The 17,100-nt window shown below is 71.3% G+C and carries 15 protein-coding genes and 1 riboswitch; of the genes, 11 read left to right on the top strand and 4 right to left on the bottom strand.

All coding sequences use genetic code 11. The features are described from left to right. Positions 1-30: 30 nt before the first annotated feature. Together OHB04_RS29365 and OHB04_RS29360 are read right to left on the bottom strand one after the other, a co-directional pair. A complete protein-coding gene (locus OHB04_RS29365) occupies positions 31-264 on the bottom strand; it encodes a ferredoxin (protein ID WP_326690642.1) in 234 nt (77 codons plus the stop codon). Between the two features lie 9 nt (positions 265-273). Then, positions 274-1,803: an aldehyde dehydrogenase gene (locus tag OHB04_RS29360; RefSeq protein ID WP_326690641.1), complete on the bottom strand. Its 1,530-nt coding sequence runs from the start codon at positions 1,801-1,803 to the stop codon at positions 274-276. Positions 1,804-1,995: 192 nt separating this feature from the next. Between OHB04_RS29360 and OHB04_RS29355 the strand changes: the two genes are divergently transcribed. From OHB04_RS29355 to OHB04_RS29320, 8 genes are all read left to right on the top strand, one after another. Beyond that, positions 1,996-3,129: an MBL fold metallo-hydrolase gene (locus OHB04_RS29355; RefSeq protein WP_326808637.1), complete on the top strand. Its 1,134-nt coding sequence runs from the start codon at positions 1,996-1,998 to the stop codon at positions 3,127-3,129. Between the two features lie 234 nt (positions 3,130-3,363). After that, a riboswitch (cobalamin riboswitch) is annotated at positions 3,364-3,472 on the top strand. Between the two features lie 264 nt (positions 3,473-3,736). Beyond that, positions 3,737-5,191, top strand: a complete 1,455-nt coding sequence (locus OHB04_RS29350; protein ID WP_326808636.1) for a prenyltransferase/squalene oxidase repeat-containing protein — start codon at positions 3,737-3,739, stop codon at positions 5,189-5,191. Next, positions 5,188-6,033 carry an SCO2322 family protein gene (locus OHB04_RS29345; RefSeq protein ID WP_326690637.1) on the top strand — a complete coding sequence of 282 codons (846 nt, stop codon included), beginning with the start codon at positions 5,188-5,190 and terminating at the stop codon, positions 6,031-6,033. The genes OHB04_RS29350 and OHB04_RS29345 overlap by 4 nt, the downstream gene beginning before the upstream one ends. 1 nt (position 6,034) lies before the next feature. Then, positions 6,035-7,411, top strand: a complete 1,377-nt coding sequence (locus tag OHB04_RS29340) for an energy-coupling factor transporter transmembrane component T (RefSeq protein WP_405803334.1) — start codon at positions 6,035-6,037, stop codon at positions 7,409-7,411. After that, a complete protein-coding gene (locus tag OHB04_RS29335) occupies positions 7,408-9,210 on the top strand; it encodes an ABC transporter ATP-binding protein (RefSeq protein WP_326690636.1) in 1,803 nt (600 codons plus the stop codon). Before OHB04_RS29340 ends, OHB04_RS29335 begins: the two co-directional genes overlap by 4 nt. After that, on the top strand, positions 9,207-10,148 hold the full coding sequence (locus OHB04_RS29330) for an ECF transporter S component (protein WP_326690635.1): 942 nt from the start codon (positions 9,207-9,209) through the stop codon (positions 10,146-10,148). Before OHB04_RS29335 ends, OHB04_RS29330 begins: the two co-directional genes overlap by 4 nt. A 447-nt stretch (positions 10,149-10,595) precedes the next feature. Beyond that, positions 10,596-11,180 carry a TetR/AcrR family transcriptional regulator gene (locus OHB04_RS29325; RefSeq protein ID WP_326690634.1) on the top strand — a complete coding sequence of 195 codons (585 nt, stop codon included), beginning with the start codon at positions 10,596-10,598 and terminating at the stop codon, positions 11,178-11,180. Between the two features lie 184 nt (positions 11,181-11,364). Continuing rightward, positions 11,365-11,553 carry a hypothetical protein gene (locus OHB04_RS29320; RefSeq protein WP_326690633.1) on the top strand — a complete coding sequence of 63 codons (189 nt, stop codon included), beginning with the start codon at positions 11,365-11,367 and terminating at the stop codon, positions 11,551-11,553. A 99-nt stretch (positions 11,554-11,652) separates the two neighbouring features. Here the strand turns inward: OHB04_RS29320 and OHB04_RS29315 are convergent, their stop codons facing one another. Continuing rightward, positions 11,653-12,339, bottom strand: coding sequence for a DedA family protein (locus OHB04_RS29315; RefSeq protein WP_326808635.1), 687 nt, complete (start codon positions 12,337-12,339; stop codon positions 11,653-11,655). A gap of 341 nt (positions 12,340-12,680) precedes the next feature. On the opposite strand from OHB04_RS29315, the gene OHB04_RS29310 reads away from it, so the two are divergent. The 3 genes from OHB04_RS29310 (at position 12,681) to OHB04_RS29300 (ending at position 15,583) form a co-directional block, all read left to right on the top strand. Further along, complete coding sequence (locus OHB04_RS29310) at positions 12,681-13,946, top strand: sensor histidine kinase (protein WP_326808634.1); 1,266 nt, start codon at positions 12,681-12,683, stop codon at positions 13,944-13,946. Next, complete coding sequence (locus tag OHB04_RS29305; RefSeq protein WP_326692969.1) at positions 13,946-14,563, top strand: response regulator transcription factor; 618 nt, start codon at positions 13,946-13,948, stop codon at positions 14,561-14,563. The genes OHB04_RS29310 and OHB04_RS29305 overlap by 1 nt, the downstream gene beginning before the upstream one ends. Before the next feature lie 210 nt (positions 14,564-14,773). Continuing rightward, positions 14,774-15,583: a chitinase gene (locus OHB04_RS29300; RefSeq protein WP_327392099.1), complete on the top strand. Its 810-nt coding sequence runs from the start codon at positions 14,774-14,776 to the stop codon at positions 15,581-15,583. Between the two features lie 306 nt (positions 15,584-15,889). Here OHB04_RS29300 and OHB04_RS29295 read toward each other — a convergent pair whose 3' ends face one another. Continuing rightward, positions 15,890-17,059, bottom strand: coding sequence for a steroid 3-ketoacyl-CoA thiolase (locus OHB04_RS29295; RefSeq protein ID WP_326808632.1), 1,170 nt, complete (start codon positions 17,057-17,059; stop codon positions 15,890-15,892). Between the last annotated feature and the right edge of the window lie 41 nt (positions 17,060-17,100).

Raw genomic sequence — 17,100 nt, 5'->3', positions numbered from 1 at the left:
GGACGGACGGGGCGGACGGACGGGGCGGGTTCAGTCGTCGGGGGGAAAGACCTGCTCGCCCGTCTCCGCGAGCGTGATGACGATGGCTTCGACGGGGCAGCTCTCCGCGGCGGCGAGCACCGTCTCGGAGGGGTCCCGGTCCGGGGTGACGGGGTGGGACTGGCGTGCGCCGTCCAGCCGGAAGTCCTCCGGCGCCCCTCCCACACACATGCCCGAGCCGATGCAGACATCCCGGTCCACCTCGACGTGCCAACGGTCACCCATGGCGCCCCCTCACGCGTCCGCCGGGAGGTGAATCATCTTGTGCTCCAGATATTCGCCGTAACCCTCGGGACCGAACTCCCTCCCGATTCCTGAATTCTTGTAGCCTCCGAAGGGGCCGAGCATGTCGAGACTGAAGGTGTTGACGGAGTAGGTGCCGGTGCGCACGCGGCGGGCGACGTCGATGCCGCGCTCGGTGTCCGCCGTCCACACGCTGCCGGAGAGGCCGTAGTCGGAGTCGTTGGCGATGCGCACGGCCTCCGCCTCGTCCTCGTAGGGCAGGAGGCAGATGACGGGACCGAAGATCTCCTCGCGGGCGACGCGCATGGAGTTGTCGACATCGCCGAACAGGGTGGGCTCCACGTACCAGCCGGTGGGCATCGACTCCGGCCTGCCGCCGCCGGCGAGGACCTTTGCGCCCTCCTCCTGGCCGAGCGCGATGTAGTCGAGGGAGCGACGGCGCTGGCGGTCGGCGACGAGGGGGCCGATCTCGGTGCTCGGGTCGAGCGGGTCGCCGACGGTGAGTGCGTCGGCGGCGGCCTTGAAGCGCTCCGCGATCTCCTCGTAGCGCGAGCGCGGGGCGAGGATGCGGGTCTGGGCCACGCAGGCCTGCCCGTTGATCATCCAGGCGAACGGGGTGATGCCCGCGACGGCCGCGTCCAGGTCGGCGTCCGGCAGGATGACGGCGGCGGATTTGCCGCCCAACTCCAGTGTCACGCGCGTCAGCTGGCGGGCCGCGACCTCCATCACGCGCTTGCCGGCCGCCACGGAGCCGGTGAAGGAGACCTTGTCGACGCCGGGGTGCCCGACGAGGTATTCGCTGACCTCGCGGTCGGCGGGCAGGATCGAGAGCACGCCTTCCGGCAGCCCGGCCTCGGTGGCGATCTCGGCCAGCAGGTAGGCGTCCAGCGGGGTTTCGGGCGAGACCTTCAAAATGGCCGAGCATCCGGTCAGCAGCGCGGGCGCGAGCTTCGCCGCCGCCGTGAACTGCGGGACGTTCCACGGCACCACGCCCGCGACCACACCCACCGGCTCCCGCCGCACCAGCAGCGGGCCGAGCACGCCCGCCCTGCGCTCCTCGTAAGGGAAGTCGGCGGCGACCTTCAGTGCCGAGTCCCACACCATCATCGCCGCCAGGGACTGGACCATCACGCCGGAGGTGTAGGGCGTGCCGTTCTGCGCGCTGATGAGCCGGGCGAACTCCTCGCTGCGCACCGCGAACGCGTCCTTGATACGGGTGACGACCTCGATCCGCTCCTGGAGGCTGCGCCCGGCCCACACCCCGGAGTCGAAGGCGTCACGTGCGGCGCGCACGGCGCGGTCGACGTCCTCACGGGAGGCGTGCGGCACACGCCCGATGGGCTGTTCGGTGTGCGGCGAGATCACCTCGATGGTGTCCTTGCCGAGAGGGTCGGTCAGCGTGCCGCCGATGTAGAGCTGATGGTGTTCGGCATACGCGACGCCGGGGTGGCCCGAGTCGTCCGCGTGGCCCGTGTGGTCTACATGCTCCGTGTGGTCCGTGTGCTCCGTGTGGTCCGTCATGGCCCTGCCTGCCTGCCTCTCCCGCTCCCGCTGTGCGGGTCTCTCCGGATTCGGGCAACTTCGCGGTCTGTGACGCCCGACACTCTCCTGACAGTGCATCAGAACTAGTACCAGTTCTAGTTCTAGGGAACAATGCCTCTGCCGGCGCCGCCGTCGGCAGGCCGCGCGCACCGACCGGGGGAGCCGCCACAGATGACGAACGCACCGCAGGTCACCGACCACGGCGGCGGGATCTGGAGCATCCCCGTCCCCATACCGGACAACCCGCTGGGCCACACCCTCGTCCACGTCCTCGACACCGACGCGGGCCCCGTCCTGATCGACACCGGCTGGGATGACCCCGACTCCTGGCAGACACTCGCCGACGGGCTCACCGCGTGCGGCACCTCGGTCGCGGAGCTGCACGGCGTACTCGTCACCCACCACCACCCCGACCACCACGGCCTCTCGGCGCGCGTACGGGAGGAGTCCGGCGCGTGGATCGCCATGCACGCCGCCGACGCCGCCATCGTGCGCCGCACCCGCAGCTCGAACTCCCGACAGTGGATGAGCTACCTCGCCGAGAAACTGGCCGCGGCCGGGGCACCCGACGCGCACACAGCGCCGCTGCGCACGGCGCTGGCGGAGGGACGCACCCGTTCGCTGCCCGGCTCGCGCGCCGCGCTGCCGGACCGCGACATCGAGCCCAACGCGCTGCTGCCCCTGCGGGGGCGGCGGCTGCGAGCGATCTGGACGCCGGGACACACCCCAGGGCACGTGTGCCTGCACCTGGAGGAGCGGCACCCGGGCCGGCGCGGCAGCAGCGGGGCCGGGGCCGGGGCCGGCGCCGGGACTGGGGCTGGGGCTGGGGCTGGGGCTGGGGCTGGGGGCGAACGGGCCGGAAGCGGGCGGCTGTTCTCCGGCGACCACCTGCTGCCGACGATCAGCCCGCACATCGGCCTGTACGAGGACCCCAACAGCGACGAGATCACCGACCCGCTCGGCGACTACCTCGACTCTCTCGAACGGGTCGCCAGACTGCGGCCCGCCGAGGTGCTGCCCGCACACCAGTACGCGTTCTCGGACACGGAGGGCCGGGTCGAACAACTGATTGCTCACCATGCAGAGCGCCTCTCCGATTTGAGAGCACTGCTCTCGCAACGCGCGCTCACCCCCTGGCAGCTGGCCGAGACGATGCAGTGGAACCGCCCCTGGGAACAGATCCCCTACGGCTCGCGCAACATCGCCGTGTCCGAAGCCGAGGCGCACCTGCGCCGCCTGGTCAAGCTCGGCCACGCCGAGCCCGTCCCCGGCACCGAGCCGCTCACCTACCGCGCGACGGACTGACGGGTCCCGCACGACGGACCTACAGGCCGACCCCTTCTGCCGACCTTCGGCTGTCGGTAGTCGGCCTTCGGCTCTCGGCTCTCGGCTCTCGACTCTCGGCTCTCGGCTGTCGACCACCGGCCGGGGCGGGGAGCAGGCGGGGCCGGGAGCAGGCGGGGGGTGGAGAGGCCGCCGCCGGGGCCGTCCGCGCGCTCGGGCTACAGTGGCGGACAGACAAACGACGCCTCCGACCGGGGGAAGCCGGTGCGAATCCGGCGCTGACCCGCAACCGTGAGCGGACCGCCGCACCGCCGCCCGTACCCGTCGTACGGACAGCGGTACGGCGTCCGCGAGCCGGAGCACCCGGGCCGAGGCGGGCTCCCATGACCGACCCGCCGCACCGCCGCCGTACAACCGCACCACGCGCGACGTACGCAGCACGACACGTACGCCGCACATCAAGTACGCAGCACGCCACGTGCGCAGACGTACGGCGACAGCGCGCCGGGCCGGCCACCGGCACCGTCGAGGTATACGGAGCCGAGCCCGGTGCGCCGCTGCGCGGGATTCCGCGCGACGGGGCGGCCGTGCACGGCTGCGGTCCGCTCCCGTCCCGAAAGGCACCCGCATGTCACCGCGCCGCCGCCACTGCGCCACGGCCCTTGCCGCCGCCACCGTGCTCTGCGCGACAGCCGCACCCGTGGCATCCGCGCAACCGTCCACGGCCGCAGCTTCGACCACTTCTGCCTCCTCCTCCGCCGCTTCCGCCACTTCCATCGCCTCCACCTCCACCTCCGCCAGGTCTGCCAAGTCGACCAAAGCGGGCAAATTGCCGGACGGGCTCTACGGCAAGGCGGATCCGAAGTACGACGGCGTGTGGCGGCAGTCCATGGCGCTGCTGGCGCTGGACGGGGCCGGGGCCGTCCCGGCGAAGAAGGCGGTGGACTGGCTGGCCGACCAGCAGTGCGACGACGGCTCCTTCGCCGCATACCGCGCCGACGCCAAGGCCACGTGCGACCCGAAGAAGACGTCCCCCGACATCAACGCCACCACGCTCGCCGTCCAGGCGCTCGCCGCCGCGGGCGGGCGTGGCGCGGCCGTCGGCAAGGCCGTGGACTGGCTGAAGGCGGCGCAGAACAAGGACGGCGGCTGGGGCTACGCGCCCGGCAGCCCCTCGGACGCCAACTCCACGTCCCTCGCCATCGGCGCCTTGCACGCAGCGGGCGAGAACCCGAAGCGGATCACCACCGACGGCGAAACACCGTTCGACGCGCTGCTGTCCTTCCAGCTCACTTGCGGCACGAAGGGGATCAAGGACGCCCAAGGCGCGCAGGGCGCCTTCGCCTACCAGCCCGACAAGAAGGACCGGCTCGCCCCGAACGACGACGCCACGGCCGCCGCCTCCCTCGCCGGCCTGGGCGACGGCATCCTGGTCAAGCCGCTGGACAAGGACCGTAAGAGCGCGCCCGTGACGCCACTGAAGTGCGCGACGGGAGGAGAGGGCGCCGACGAAAAGGGAGAAGGCGGAAAGGGAGAAGCCAGCAAGGGAGAGGGTGCCGACGGCGAGGGAGGCGCGACGGACGACCCCAAGCAGGCAGCGGGCGCCGGAGCCGCGTACCTCGCCTCCACCCTGAAGAAGAACGGGGGCCACTTCAACACCGTGCTCCCCGGCTCCAAGAAGGAGCAGCCCGACTACGCGAACACCGCGGACGCCGTCGTCGCCCTGGCCGCCGGCGGCCACCGCACCGAGGCCAACGCCTCCTTGAAGTGGCTGGCGGACAACCTCGACAAGTGGGACAAGGCCAAGAGCGACCCCGCCGCCATCAGCTCTCTCATGCTGGCCTCCCGCGCCACCGGCGGCGACCCCACCAAGCTCGGCAGCACCAACCTCCTCACCCGCCTCAACAAGACGGGCCCGGCGCCCGCCCAGATGCCCGACTCCGACAGGCCCGACAGCTCTGGCGACTCCGGCAAGGACGACGGCACCACCATCCCCGTCTGGGCGTTCATCATCGTCGGCCTCGCCGTCGGCGCGGGCTTCGGCATCCTCCTGAGCGGTCGCCGCAAGAGGCAGCAGCTGTGAGAGCACTCCGCCCGGCAACGGTGCCCCGGCCCGCCCTACTCCTGGCCCCGGCCTTCACCCTCTTCCTCGCCCTCACCTTCTTCTCCGCCACGGCACAGACGGGCACGGCACAGGCGGCAACGGCACAAGCGGCAACGGCTCAGACGGGCACGGCGCAGACAGGAACAGCGCGGGCGGCAACGGCACAGAGCGGCTACCGCTACTGGTCCTTCTGGCAGCAGAAGGACAACGGGTCCTGGTCATACGCGATCCAGGGCCCCGCCGTCCTCCGCCCCGACGACGGTGAAATCCTCGGCTTCCGCTTCGCCCTCAGCGAGGACTCCCGCGACGCCGAACAACCGCGCGGCACCACCGACTTCACCGACGCCTGCGCGCACACCCCCAAGAAGTCCGGCACCAAGCGCGTGGCCATCCGCATCGACTTCGGCACCCCCGCCGACGCCCCCAAGGGTGAGCCCAAGTCCCCGCCCAAGCCCCGCACCGAGTGCGTCCGCGTCGACGACACCGCGTCCGCCGCCGACGCCCTCGCCGCCGTAGCAACCCCTCTCCGCTACAACTCCGAGTCCCTCCTCTGCGGCATCAGCCGCTATCCCACCCAGGGCTGCGGCGAACAGGCCGAGAGCGGGGAGAGGAACGGGGAGGAGAGCGGCAACGGGGGCAACGGAGGCACCGGCGACAAGGGGGAGGCCGGTGGCAAAAGTGACGCCAGTGACGCCAGTGGAGGTGGGGACAGCGGTGGCGACAGCGCCCTGTCCACCGGCCTCGGTGTGATCGCAGGCATCGCAACCGTAGCCGTACTCGGCGCCGCAGCCCTCTGGCAGGCCCGCCGTCGAAGGCCCTGACATGCACCCCCGCTCCACGACGAGAGCACTGCTCACAGATCGGCGGGCCCGATGGTCCCGCTCCAAAACAAGAGCACCGCTCTCGAAAAGGGCGCCGCTCTCCACGCGGAGCACTGCTCTCCACCCCGGCGCATGGTGGCTCTGGGCGCTCGGCCTGGCCACGGCCGCGTCCCGCACCACCAACCCCCTCCTCCTCGCCCTGTTGATCGTGGTGGCGGGTTACGTCGTCGCCGTCCGGCGTACCGACGCCCCCTGGGCACGCTCCTATGCGGCATTTCTGAAGCTGGGCATCCTCGTCCTGGTCATCCGTCTCGTCTTCGCCTTCTTCCTGGGCTCCCCCATCCCGGGCAGCCATGTGATCGCCGAGCTGCCCGAGGTGCCGCTGCCCAAGTGGGCGCAGGGCGTGCGGATCGGGGGGCGGGTCACGGCCGAGGGCATGGTCTTCGCGCTGTACGACGGCCTCAAGCTGGCCACGCTCCTCATCTGCGTAGGCGCGGCCAACTCGCTGGCCAACCCGGCGCGCCTGCTCAAGACCCTTCCCGGTGCGCTCTACGAGGCGGGGGTGGCGGTGGTGGTGGCCATGACGTTCGCGCCGAACCTCGTCGCGGACGTCCGGCGACTACGCGCCGCACGACGGCTCCGAGGGCGCGGGGATCGCGGTCTGCGCGGAGTGCTACAGGTCGGACTCCCCGTGCTGGAGGGCGCGTTGGAGCGTTCGGTCGCGCTCGCGGCGGCCATGGACGCCCGCGGCTACGGCCGTACGGCGCAGGTGCCGCCCGCCATCCGGCATACGACCACCGCCCTGACCCTCGGCGGACTGCTGGGGGTGTGCGCGGGGACCTACGGGCTGCTGGCCGCCGAGGGCGCCGGTTTCGGACTGCCCGTTCTGCTCGCCGGACTCGCACTGGCGCTCGCCGGGCTGTGGCTGGGTGGCAGGCGGGCGACCCGTACGCGTTACCGCCCCGACCGCTGGGGCGTACGCGCCTGGCTTGTCTCCGCTTCGGGCGCCGCCGTCGCCGCGCTCATGATCATGGCGGCCGGGCCCTACCCGGAGGCCCTCCACCCTCCGGCGGTACCCCTCACCGCCCCCGCCTTCCCCTTGTGGCCGGCGGCGGCCCTCCTCCTCGGCCTCCTCCCCGCCTTCGTGGCCCCGTCGCCCACACCCCCAGCCGCTCGCGCGCCCGCACCAGGCTCGTCAGCCCAGGGCCGGGGCGGACAGCCAGGACAATCCGCACAATCCGCCCCACCAGCACAGCCGGGGCAACCGCGGCACGAGAGGGGCACGCGGGGATCCGTTCCCCGCGCCCGGGTATCCACCCCTCGCCGGGGGCCGGAGGCACTCCGAGGCCGACAGCATGATGAGGAGCCCTCACAGTGATCACTTTCGACCATGTCACGGTCACCTACGAGGACACCGCCCGCGACACCTCACGCACCCCAAAGCCACCGAGCCCAGCCCTCTCGGCGAACCGGGCTAACCCAGCGAACCCGGCGCACACGGCACCCCTCGCCCCCGCTCTCCCCCTCGTCGACGCGCACATCCCCGAAGGGGAGCTGTGCTTGCTGATCGGCCCCAGCGGAGCCGGGAAGTCCACGCTGCTGGGAACCGTTTCGGGGCTCGTCCCCCACTTCACCGGTGGCACGCTGCACGGCAAGGTGACCGTCGCCGGACGTGACACCCGAACCCACAAACCCCGCGAACTCGCCGACGTCGTCGGCACCGTGGGCCAGGACCCCCTCGCTCACTTCGTCACGGACACCGTCGAGGACGAGCTGGCCTACGGCATGGAGTCCCTCGGCCTCCCGCCGGGAACGATGCGCCGCCGCGTTGAGGAGACCCTCGACCTCCTCGGCCTCAACGAACTGCGCGACCGCCCCATCGCCACCCTCTCGGGCGGCCAGCAACAGCGCGTGGCCATCGGCTCCGTGCTCACTCCGCACCCCAAGGTCCTCGTCCTGGACGAGCCGACCTCGGCGCTGGACCCGCCCGCCGCCGAAGAGGTACTGGCCGTCCTGCAACGGCTGGTCCACGACCTGGGCACCACCGTCCTGATGGCCGAACACCGGCTGGAGCGCGTGGTGCAGTACGCCGACCAGGTCCTGCTGCTCCCTTCCCCCTCCTCGGGGGGCTCCCCTCCCTCCCCCACTTCTCCCCCTGCCGCCCGGCTCGGTGAGCCCGCGGCGCTGTTGGCCGTGTCGCCCGTGCAGCCGCCCGTGGTCGAGCTGGGGCAACTCGCGGGCTGGGACCCGCTGCCGCTGTCCGTACGGGACGCCCGGCGGAGGAGCGCGCCCCTCAGGGAGCACCTGGCAGCACGCACCCCTCGAACCCCCGGCGGACCCAGCGCACCCCCTCCCACACCCACACCCACACCCGCACCCGCACCCGCTACGGCACGTCCGGCTCCCGCGAAGGGCGCTCTGGAGGGGGCGGTGCTTGCCGAGGTCTCGCGGCTCACACTGGTCCGCGACCGCGTCACCGCCCTCCACGAGGTGACGCTCACCTTCAGCGCCGGCGAGACGGTGGCTCTCATGGGCCGCAACGGGGCGGGCAAATCCACGCTGCTGAACACCCTCGTGGGGATGCACCGGCCCACCTCCGGCCAGATCAACGTCGGCGGAAAGGCCCCGCACCGCACCCGGCCCGCCGAGCTTCTGCGTCACGCCGGACTCGTGCCGCAGGAGCCACGTGATCTGCTCTACGCCGACACCGTCGCCCGCGAGTGCCAGTCCGCCGACGCGGACGCGGATGCCGTTCCCGGCACCTGCCGCGCGCTGGTCTCACGTCTGCTTCCGGATATACCTGACACCACTCACCCCCGCGATCTGTCCGAGGGCCAGCGTCTCGCCCTCGCACTGTCGATCATCCTTACCGCCCGGCCACCGCTCCTGCTTCTGGACGAGCCCACCCGAGGACTGGACTACGCGGCCAAAGCGCGGCTGGTCACGCTGCTCCGCGAACTCGCCGCCGAAGGCCACGCCGTCGTGCTGGCCACCCACGACGTCGAACTCGTCGCGGAGATCGCGCACCGCGTGGTCATCCTCGCCCAGGGCGAGCCCGTCGCGGACGGGCCCACCGAAGAGGTTGTCACCTCCTCCCCCGCCTACTCCCCGCAGATCTCCAAGATCCTCGCTCCACAGCCCTGGCTGACCGTCAGCCAGGTGAGGGAGGCACTGTGACCTCTTCCCCTCCCGTTTCGCTTCCTTCTCCCTCCGCCGTCAAAGCCATTCGTCTAGGCCCCCGGTCCATCGCCGCGCTGGCACTCACCAGTGCGGCGGGAATCGTCGCGTTCGCATGGCCGCTGCTGGCTGACGAGACCTCCGGTCTGGCGCACTCCCAGGACGCGCCCTGGCTCTTCGCCGCACTTCTCCCCCTTCTGCTGGCAGTCGCCGTGGCGACCGTCTCCGACACCGGGCTCGATGCCAAAGCCGTTGCGATGCTGGGCGTTCTGGCCGCTGCCGGCGCCGCGTTGCGACCGCTGGGTGCGGGCACCGCTGGGCTGGAGCCGATGTTCTTTCTGATGGTGCTGTCAGGCCGAGTGCTGGGGCCCGGCTTCGGATTCGTATTGGGTGCGCTGTCGATGTTCGCCGGGGCACTGCTCACCGGCGGGGTCGGCCCCTGGATGCCGTTCCAGATGCTCGCCATGGGCTGGGTGTCCATGGGAGCCGGGCTGCTGCCCGCGCCCGCCACTTTGCGGGGGCGCCGCGAACTCCTTCTGCTGGCCGCCTACGGAGCTGTCTCCTCCCTGCTCTACGGGGCGATCATGAACCTTCAGGGGTGGCCGTACATCGCGGGGCTGGGGTCCGGTATCTCGTTCGTGCCGGGCGACTCCCTGCACGAGAACCTTCCCCGTTTCCTCGCCTACGTCCTGGCCACATCGCTCGGGTGGGACGTCCCCCGGGCGCTGCTCACCATCGTGCTGACCTTCGCGCTGGGCGGCAGCGTTCTGCGAGCGCTGCGCCGGGCCACCCGCCGCGCCGCTTTCGACGCCTCGCCCGCCTTCGATGCCTTGCCCGCTTTCGACGCCTCCTCCGCCTCGGAGCCCGCGACGGACGGGCCCGCCAACCGGGGCGGAGCGGCTACCGGACGGCAGGATCCCGGGAGCAGCAGCGTGTAAGAGGGTGGCCCCAATAGGGGGAGGGGCACCCCGTATGGAGGGGCAAGTCACGAGGCAGCGGCGCCGGGCATAACGCGGGCGGCAGCTGGCGAGCAGAGACAGCGACCAGCAATCAGCAAGCCGCTGTTGGCACGTCAGCCGTTAACGGCTGACGAGGCGCCGTGATGTGCGTCAGGCGGCTGCGGGTATCCACAGAGGCTCGGCCAGGCGCCGGGACCGCGGTACGGGCGGTCCGGCCCAGCACGGTGCGCCGACGAAGGCCGGGGCCGCAAGCAGCCCGGCCTTCGTCGGGTCGCCCAAGCGTGTCCAGCGCGTTGCTCCGTGCTTGGCCATGCTCAGTCCCCCGTTCGATCCCCGTTATGGATGCAGAGAACGATCGTTCTCGCTTCCAAGGAGACCGTATCGTAGAGAACGATAGTTCTCAAGGCCTGGGGAGAGCGGGGAACGATGGAAGCCGAAACAACGGTCGAAACACGGGTGTTGAGCGCTGCTGACGCGCTCTTCTACCAACACGGCGTGCAGGCGGTGGGGATGGACCGCATCCGTGATGCCTCCGGTGTCTCGCTCAAGCGGATCTACCAGTGCTTCCCGTCCAAGGGGGCCCTGGTGGAGGCGTATCTGAGGCGCCGTGACCGCTGGGCGCGCACGGCGCTGGAGGAACACGTGGCGCGCCACGTGGACTCCGAGGAACGGCTGCTGGCGGTCTTCGACTGGCTCCACGACTGGTTCGAGGGGCCCGACTTCCACGGCTGCGCCTTCATAAACGCCTTCGGTGAACTGGGCTCCGGCTCCCAGGGGGTGGCCGATGCCGTACGGGATCACAAAGCGGCCGTGCACCAGTATCTGAGCGACCTCGTACACGAGACCGGCGCCGCCGAACCCGACGGGCTGGCGGCGCAGTTGGTCCTCCTGCTCGACGGCGCCATGAGCACCGCGTCCATTACCGACTCCCCCGCCCCTGCCCGCCAGGCGCGCGCCGCCGCCCGGACCCTGCTGAGCGGAGCGACCCTGATGGGAGCCGGTCATGGGTGACAGCGCGCCCCGAAGGGCGAGAGCCCGGGGAATGCCCCCGACAAGAGCCGCCGAGACAAGGTCCGCCGGAGCAAGGTCTCATGGAGCGAGGGCGGATCAGGGCGCCCCGCAGCGTGGGCACGCGCAGTCCGGCAGCCGGGCCGACCCGTTCTGCGGCGGCACATCCTTCCGCGGGCTGATCACGATGACCGGACCGTATGTGCGTCCGCCGTCGCGCGAGACCCGCATCGTCATCCGCGAACGGTCTGCGCCGCTCTCCCGTACGCTCCAGCCGCGCCCGTCGCCGCGGGCCGTCTCCCGCTTCCACGCCTTCACTCGCCGCGTCTCCTCCTCGTCCACCTGGCGGTTCGTCCCGCACGTTCCGGACCCGTAGATATCTGTCCCGGTGTGCGCCACATGAACGCGTCGCGACGAGTTTGACCCGCTCCCGCCAGGGTTCGCGGTCCTGCCCTGCCCAGCCCGGCGCCGACGGCTACCTGCTCGACTTCCCCGACCTGCGGGCGCCGGTGCCGCGGGTGAGGCGGTAGGCGAGGAAAACCACAAGTGCGAGCGCCACGGCGGCCAGAACGCCCTTGGAGTAGAGGGAGACGATGTCGGTGACCTCCTGCCAGCGCTCGCCCAGTGCGTAACCGGCGAAGACGAACAGAGAGTTCCATATCAGGCTGCCCAGGGTCGTCAGGCCGACGAAGGCAGGGAGCGGCATGCGTTCGACGCCCGCGGGGACGGAGATCATGCTGCGGAAGATGGGGATCATCCGCCCGAAGAAGACAGCTTTGGTGCCGTGCTTGACGAACCACCGCTCCGTCTTCTCGATGTCGGAAGCCTTCACCAGGGGTATGCGGTTGGCGAGCGCGACGGTGCGGTCACGGCCGAGGAGCGCGCCGACGGCGTAGAGGGCGAGGGCGCCGACGAGAGAGCCCACGGTGGTCCAGATGAGGACGGCGACGATGCTGAGACTGCCCTTGCTGGCGGTGAATCCGGCGAGTGGCAGGATGACTTCGCTGGGCAGTGGCGGAAAGAGGTTTTCCAGGGCGATGGCGAGCCCGGCGCCGGGCGCGCCGAGCGACTCCATGAGCCCGGCGGCCCAGCCGGCGACACCGCCGAGACTGGGCTCGTCGGAGGCCGGCGCGGCGGAGGAGGCGGATGCGAGAGCGATCATGCTTAAAAGGTAAGAGCGTCTCCGCTGCTTCCGTAATCCAGGCCGCCCCCGTAGACCGTGCGGTTTCCCGCAGTACGCACCGCCGCACGTGACGACTAGCGTGATCCCGCATGCGTACCACTCAGCACCTTCGGTCGAGAGCCGGTCGGCCGCGGGCCAGTCGGTCGCGGTCCGGTTGGTCACGTAATGGCTCGTCGTCGGCCCGCTGGTGGCGCGCCCGCTGGCCGCGTACCGCCGTCGGCCTCCTCCTCGGTTCCGTGACCGCGCTGGGCACGTGCGGGTTTCTTCTCGTGGCTGCCGCGTGGCCACGCGCGAGGGCGTCCGCACACCGGCTGGCGGAGGTGGAAAGACGCCGTATCGCGCGCTGTTACGACGTCGAGCTGGGCTCGGTACCAGGGCGTGCCGGCCGTGTGATGGTGTATCTGGCGCTGCGCACCGGGCCAGGTTTGCTGGGTGCCGCGGTGCTGGTGGCGGTCACTCTGGGGGTGCTGTCGGCGTCCTTCTTGGTGTGGGGCTGGTTCGTGCTGGCGCGGCTGGACAATCCCGGCGATGTGCTGCTGTCCGCCTGCGGTGGGCTGTTCCTGCTGTTTCTCGCGGTACAGGGCGTGTACGGGGTGGCTTTGTGGGAGACGGCGCTGACGCGGCGTTTTCTGGGGCCGGACGGGCGGGAGGTGCTGGAGCGGCGGATCGGGGAGCTGGCGGCGACCCGGGCGGGGGTGGTGGAGGCGGTGCACGAGGAACGGCGCCGTATCGAGCGGGATCTGCACGACGGTGTGCAGCAGCGGCTGGTCGCGCTCGCGCTGGTGCTGGGCCGCGCGCGGCGCGCGACGGCACAGCCGGACAAGTCGGCGGCGCTGCTGCGGCAAGCTCACGAGGAGTCCCAACTGGTGCTGGCGGAACTGCGGGAGGTGGCCTGGCGGGTGTATCCGGCGATGCTGGACGAAGGAGGACTGCGGGCCGCCCTGGAGACGGTGGCGGAGCGCGCGGTAGCGGGAGGTGTGCCGGTGACGCTGGCTGTGGAGCTGCCGGTCGAGCCGCCGCCGACGGTGCGCGCGGTGGCGTATTTCGTCGCGGCCGAGGCGGTGACCAACGCGGTCAAGCACGCGGGGGCGACCCACGTCGAGGTGGAGGTGGCGGTGACCGGGGACGGGGCTGCCGCCGTGGTCTCGGACGGTGACAGCATGGCGGCCCAGACCGAACCCCGCGCGGGTGCCGGGGCCAGCGCCGCAGCCGGGTCCCACGCAGTGACCGCGGCTCACGCCGGGGCCGGGACCCTTCCTGGAGCCGGGACCACCCGTCCCGTGGCCGAGGCTCGCTCAGGAGCCGGCCATCACCCCGGAGCCGGAGTCCGCACCAGCCCCGGGCCCCGCCCGGATCCCGGCCGGCCAGAACCCGGCCCCCGCTCCGAGGCCGTGAGCGCCGCGTCCGCCGCCGCCACCGCCGGGCTGACGGTCTCGGTCCGGGATGACGGGTGCGGGGGTGCGGACGCGACGGGCAGTGGGCTGCTGGGGCTGGCGCGGCGGGTTGCCGCGCTGGACGGCCGGTTCACGGTCGCCTCCCCGGCAGGCGGGCCCACGGTGATCACCGCGGAGCTGCCGTGCGCGTGATGCTGGCCGACGATTCGACGCTGCTGCGAGAGGGCCTCGCACGGCTCCTGGCGGACGAGGGACACGAAGTGACGGCTTCGGTGGGGGACGCGGAGACCCTGATTGCGGCGGTGGACCGCGATCCGCCACAGGTGGCGGTGGTGGATGTGCGGATGCCGCCGTCCCACACGGACGAGGGGCTGCGCGCCGCGCTGGAGATCCGCTCGCGCTGGCCCCGCACGGGCGTTCTCGTGCTTTCGCAGTACGTCGAACGCCGTTACGCCGCTGAGCTGTTGTCCTCACCCGAGGGCGGCGTGGGCTATCTGCTGAAGGACCGGATCGCGCAGGTCGACGAGTTCCTCGACGCTCTGGAGCGTGTGGGGTCGGGCCGTACCGCGCTGGACCCGGAGGTGGTGCGGCGGCTGTTGTCCGAGCGGTTGTCGCCGCGCGAGCACGACGTGATGGCCGCCATGGCCGAGGGGCACACCAACGCGGCCATCGCCGGGCGGCTGCATCTGTCGCTCAGCGCGGTCGAGAAGTACGCGAACGCGGTCTTCACAAAGCTGGGCGTGCCCGCCTCCGCCGGATACAGCCGCCGCGTGCTGGCGGTACTGCGCTATCTGGACCTCAACCGGTGACCGGTCCTCACCGGCGGCCCCTCGCCAAAGCCTTGGCCAAAAGCCCTCACCACCAGCACCCACCAGCCCCGCCAGCACCTTCTTCAGCAGCCCCTCCAACGGCCCGACCAGCCGCCCCCTGGCTCAACCCCAGCCAATGAATGGTCTGTACCAATCCTGTCCGGAGTCGTATTCTCTCCGCGCCGGATGTCGGTCGTCGCGTTCAGGAGGATGCACGTGCACAGAAGACGTACGCCGGGACTGCTCGTTGTCGTACTGGCCACGCTGGTCGGGCTTCTGGCGAGCACCGGGGGTGCCACGGCCGAGGAAGGCCGCCACCGCCCGGGGCACGCACAGCACTCACAGCACGCCCAGCCCGGCCACCCGCACCACCCCGGCGAGCACAGCACCCCCGGCAACCACGGCGAGCGATTCGTGGTGAGTGAGCGGCAGTTCGAGCGGATGTTCCCCGAGCGGGATCCGTTCTTCACCTACGAGGGGCTCATCGAGGCGACGAAGACGTACCCGCGCTTCGCCCGCACCGGACCACGTGCCGTGCGGGCGCGGGAGGCCGCCGCGTTCCTGGCGAACGTCAGCCACGAGACGGGCGCGCTGCGCTACGTCACCACACAGGTGCCCCCGGCCGACACCTGCGACGAGACCAAGCCGTACGGCTGTCCCGCAGGGGAGGCCGCCTACTACGGGCGCGGCGCGATCATGCTGAGCTGGAACTTCAACTACAAGGCGGCCGGGGACGCCCTCGGCCTCGACCTGCTGGGCAATCCCTCGCTCGTCGAGAAGGACCCGAAGGTCGCCTGGGCCACCGCGCTTTGGTACTGGAACACGCAGAAGGGCCCGGGCACGATGACCGGCCACCACGCGATGGTGCGCGGCTACGGCTTCGGGGAGACGATCCGCTCGCTGAACGGGCCCAACGAGTGCGGCGGCGCCAACCCGGACCAGATGCGGCACCGCGTGGAGCTGTACATCGGCTTCACCCACGAACTCCGCACCCGGCCCGGCTACGGGCTCACCTGCTAGTGCCGTGACCGGCAATGTTTGCCCGTCAAGAAGCGTCGTCCGGTACGTGCGATCGCAAGGCGGCCGGAAGCCCTTGATCGGGGTCCCCCCTGCCCTGGGAGCGCCTCCCGGCCGAAGGCCGGGGGAGAAGCTGAGAACTTGAGGAAGGATCTACCAGAGCTTTTGGCCAACACCGCTGGGGGCACCCCCCTGCTCGGAGAGCTTGGGGGAGTGCATGCCGGACGACGCGACAGGGCAAAGCTTGCCGGGAGGAGCACTAGGGAACCACGCCCCCGCCCATCCACCGAGCGCCCCCTCGCAGCCCCCTCACAACCTCTGCAAGATGGTGGCCGTCGACAGCGCGCCGCCCGCGCACATCGTGATGAGGGCGAACTCCTTGTCATGCCGCTCCAGTTCGTGCAGCGCCGTCGTGATCAGGCGGGCGCCCGTCGCCCCCACGGGGTGGCCGAGGGCGATGGCCCCGCCGTTCACATTCACCTTCTCCAGATCCTGTTCGAAGACCTGTGCCCAGGACAGCACGACGGAGGCGAACGCCTCGTTGACCTCCACGAGGTCGATGTCCTTGAGTGACATCCCGGCCTTGCCGAGCACCGCGCGGGTGGCGTCGATCGGCCCGTCGAGATGGAAGTGCGGGTCGGCGCCGACCAGTGCCTGCGCGACGATCCTGGCGCGGGGCCGCAGCTTGAGCGCCCTGGCCATGCGCTTGGAGGCCCACATGACGGCGGCGGCGCCGTCGGAGATCTGCGAGGAGTTGCCCGCGGTGTGCACGGCCGCCGGCATGACGGGCTTGAGCCCGGCCAGCCCTTCCATGGTCGTGTCCCGCAGCCCCTCGTCGCGGTCGACGAGGCGCCACATGCCCTGGCCCGCCGCCTGTTCCTCCTCCGTGGTGGGGACCTGGACGGCGAACGTCTCGCGCTTGTAGCGCTCCTCGGCCCAGGCGGTGGCGGCGCGTTCCTGGGACAGGAGGCCGAGGGAGTCGACGCGCTCGCGAGTGAGCCCGCGCGCCCGCGCGATGCGCTCCGCGGCCTCGAACTGGTTGGGCAGGTCGACGTTCCACTCGTCCGGCCAGGGCTTCCCGGGGCCGTGCTTGGAGCCGCTGCCCAGCGGCACGCGGGACATGGCCTCGACGCCGCAGCCGATGCCGACGTCGATGACACCGGCGGCGACCATGTTGGCGACCATGTGGTTGGCCTGCTGGGAGGAGCCGCACTGGCAGTCGACGGTGGTCGCGGCCGTCTCGTAGGGGAGCCCGACTGCCAGCCAGGCGTTGCGGGCCGGGTTCATGGACTGCTCACCCGCATGGGTGACGGTGCCGCCGACGATCTGCTCGACGCAGTCGGCGTGTATGCCCGTGCGGCCGAGGAGTTCGCGGTAGGTCTCCCCCAGCAGGTAGGCGGGGTGCAGATTCGCGAGCGCGCCTGCGCGCTTGCCGATGGGAGTGCGTACCGCTTCGACGATGACGGGTTCGGCGGCCATGAGTCGTCCTCTCCAGCCCAACTAGTACGCGTTCTAGTTCT

Origin of the sequence: Streptomyces sp. NBC_01775, assembly GCF_035917675.1 — a bacterium.
Classification (GTDB): domain Bacteria; phylum Actinomycetota; class Actinomycetes; order Streptomycetales; family Streptomycetaceae; genus Streptomyces.
This window is presented reverse-complemented; position numbering and strand designations above follow the sequence as displayed.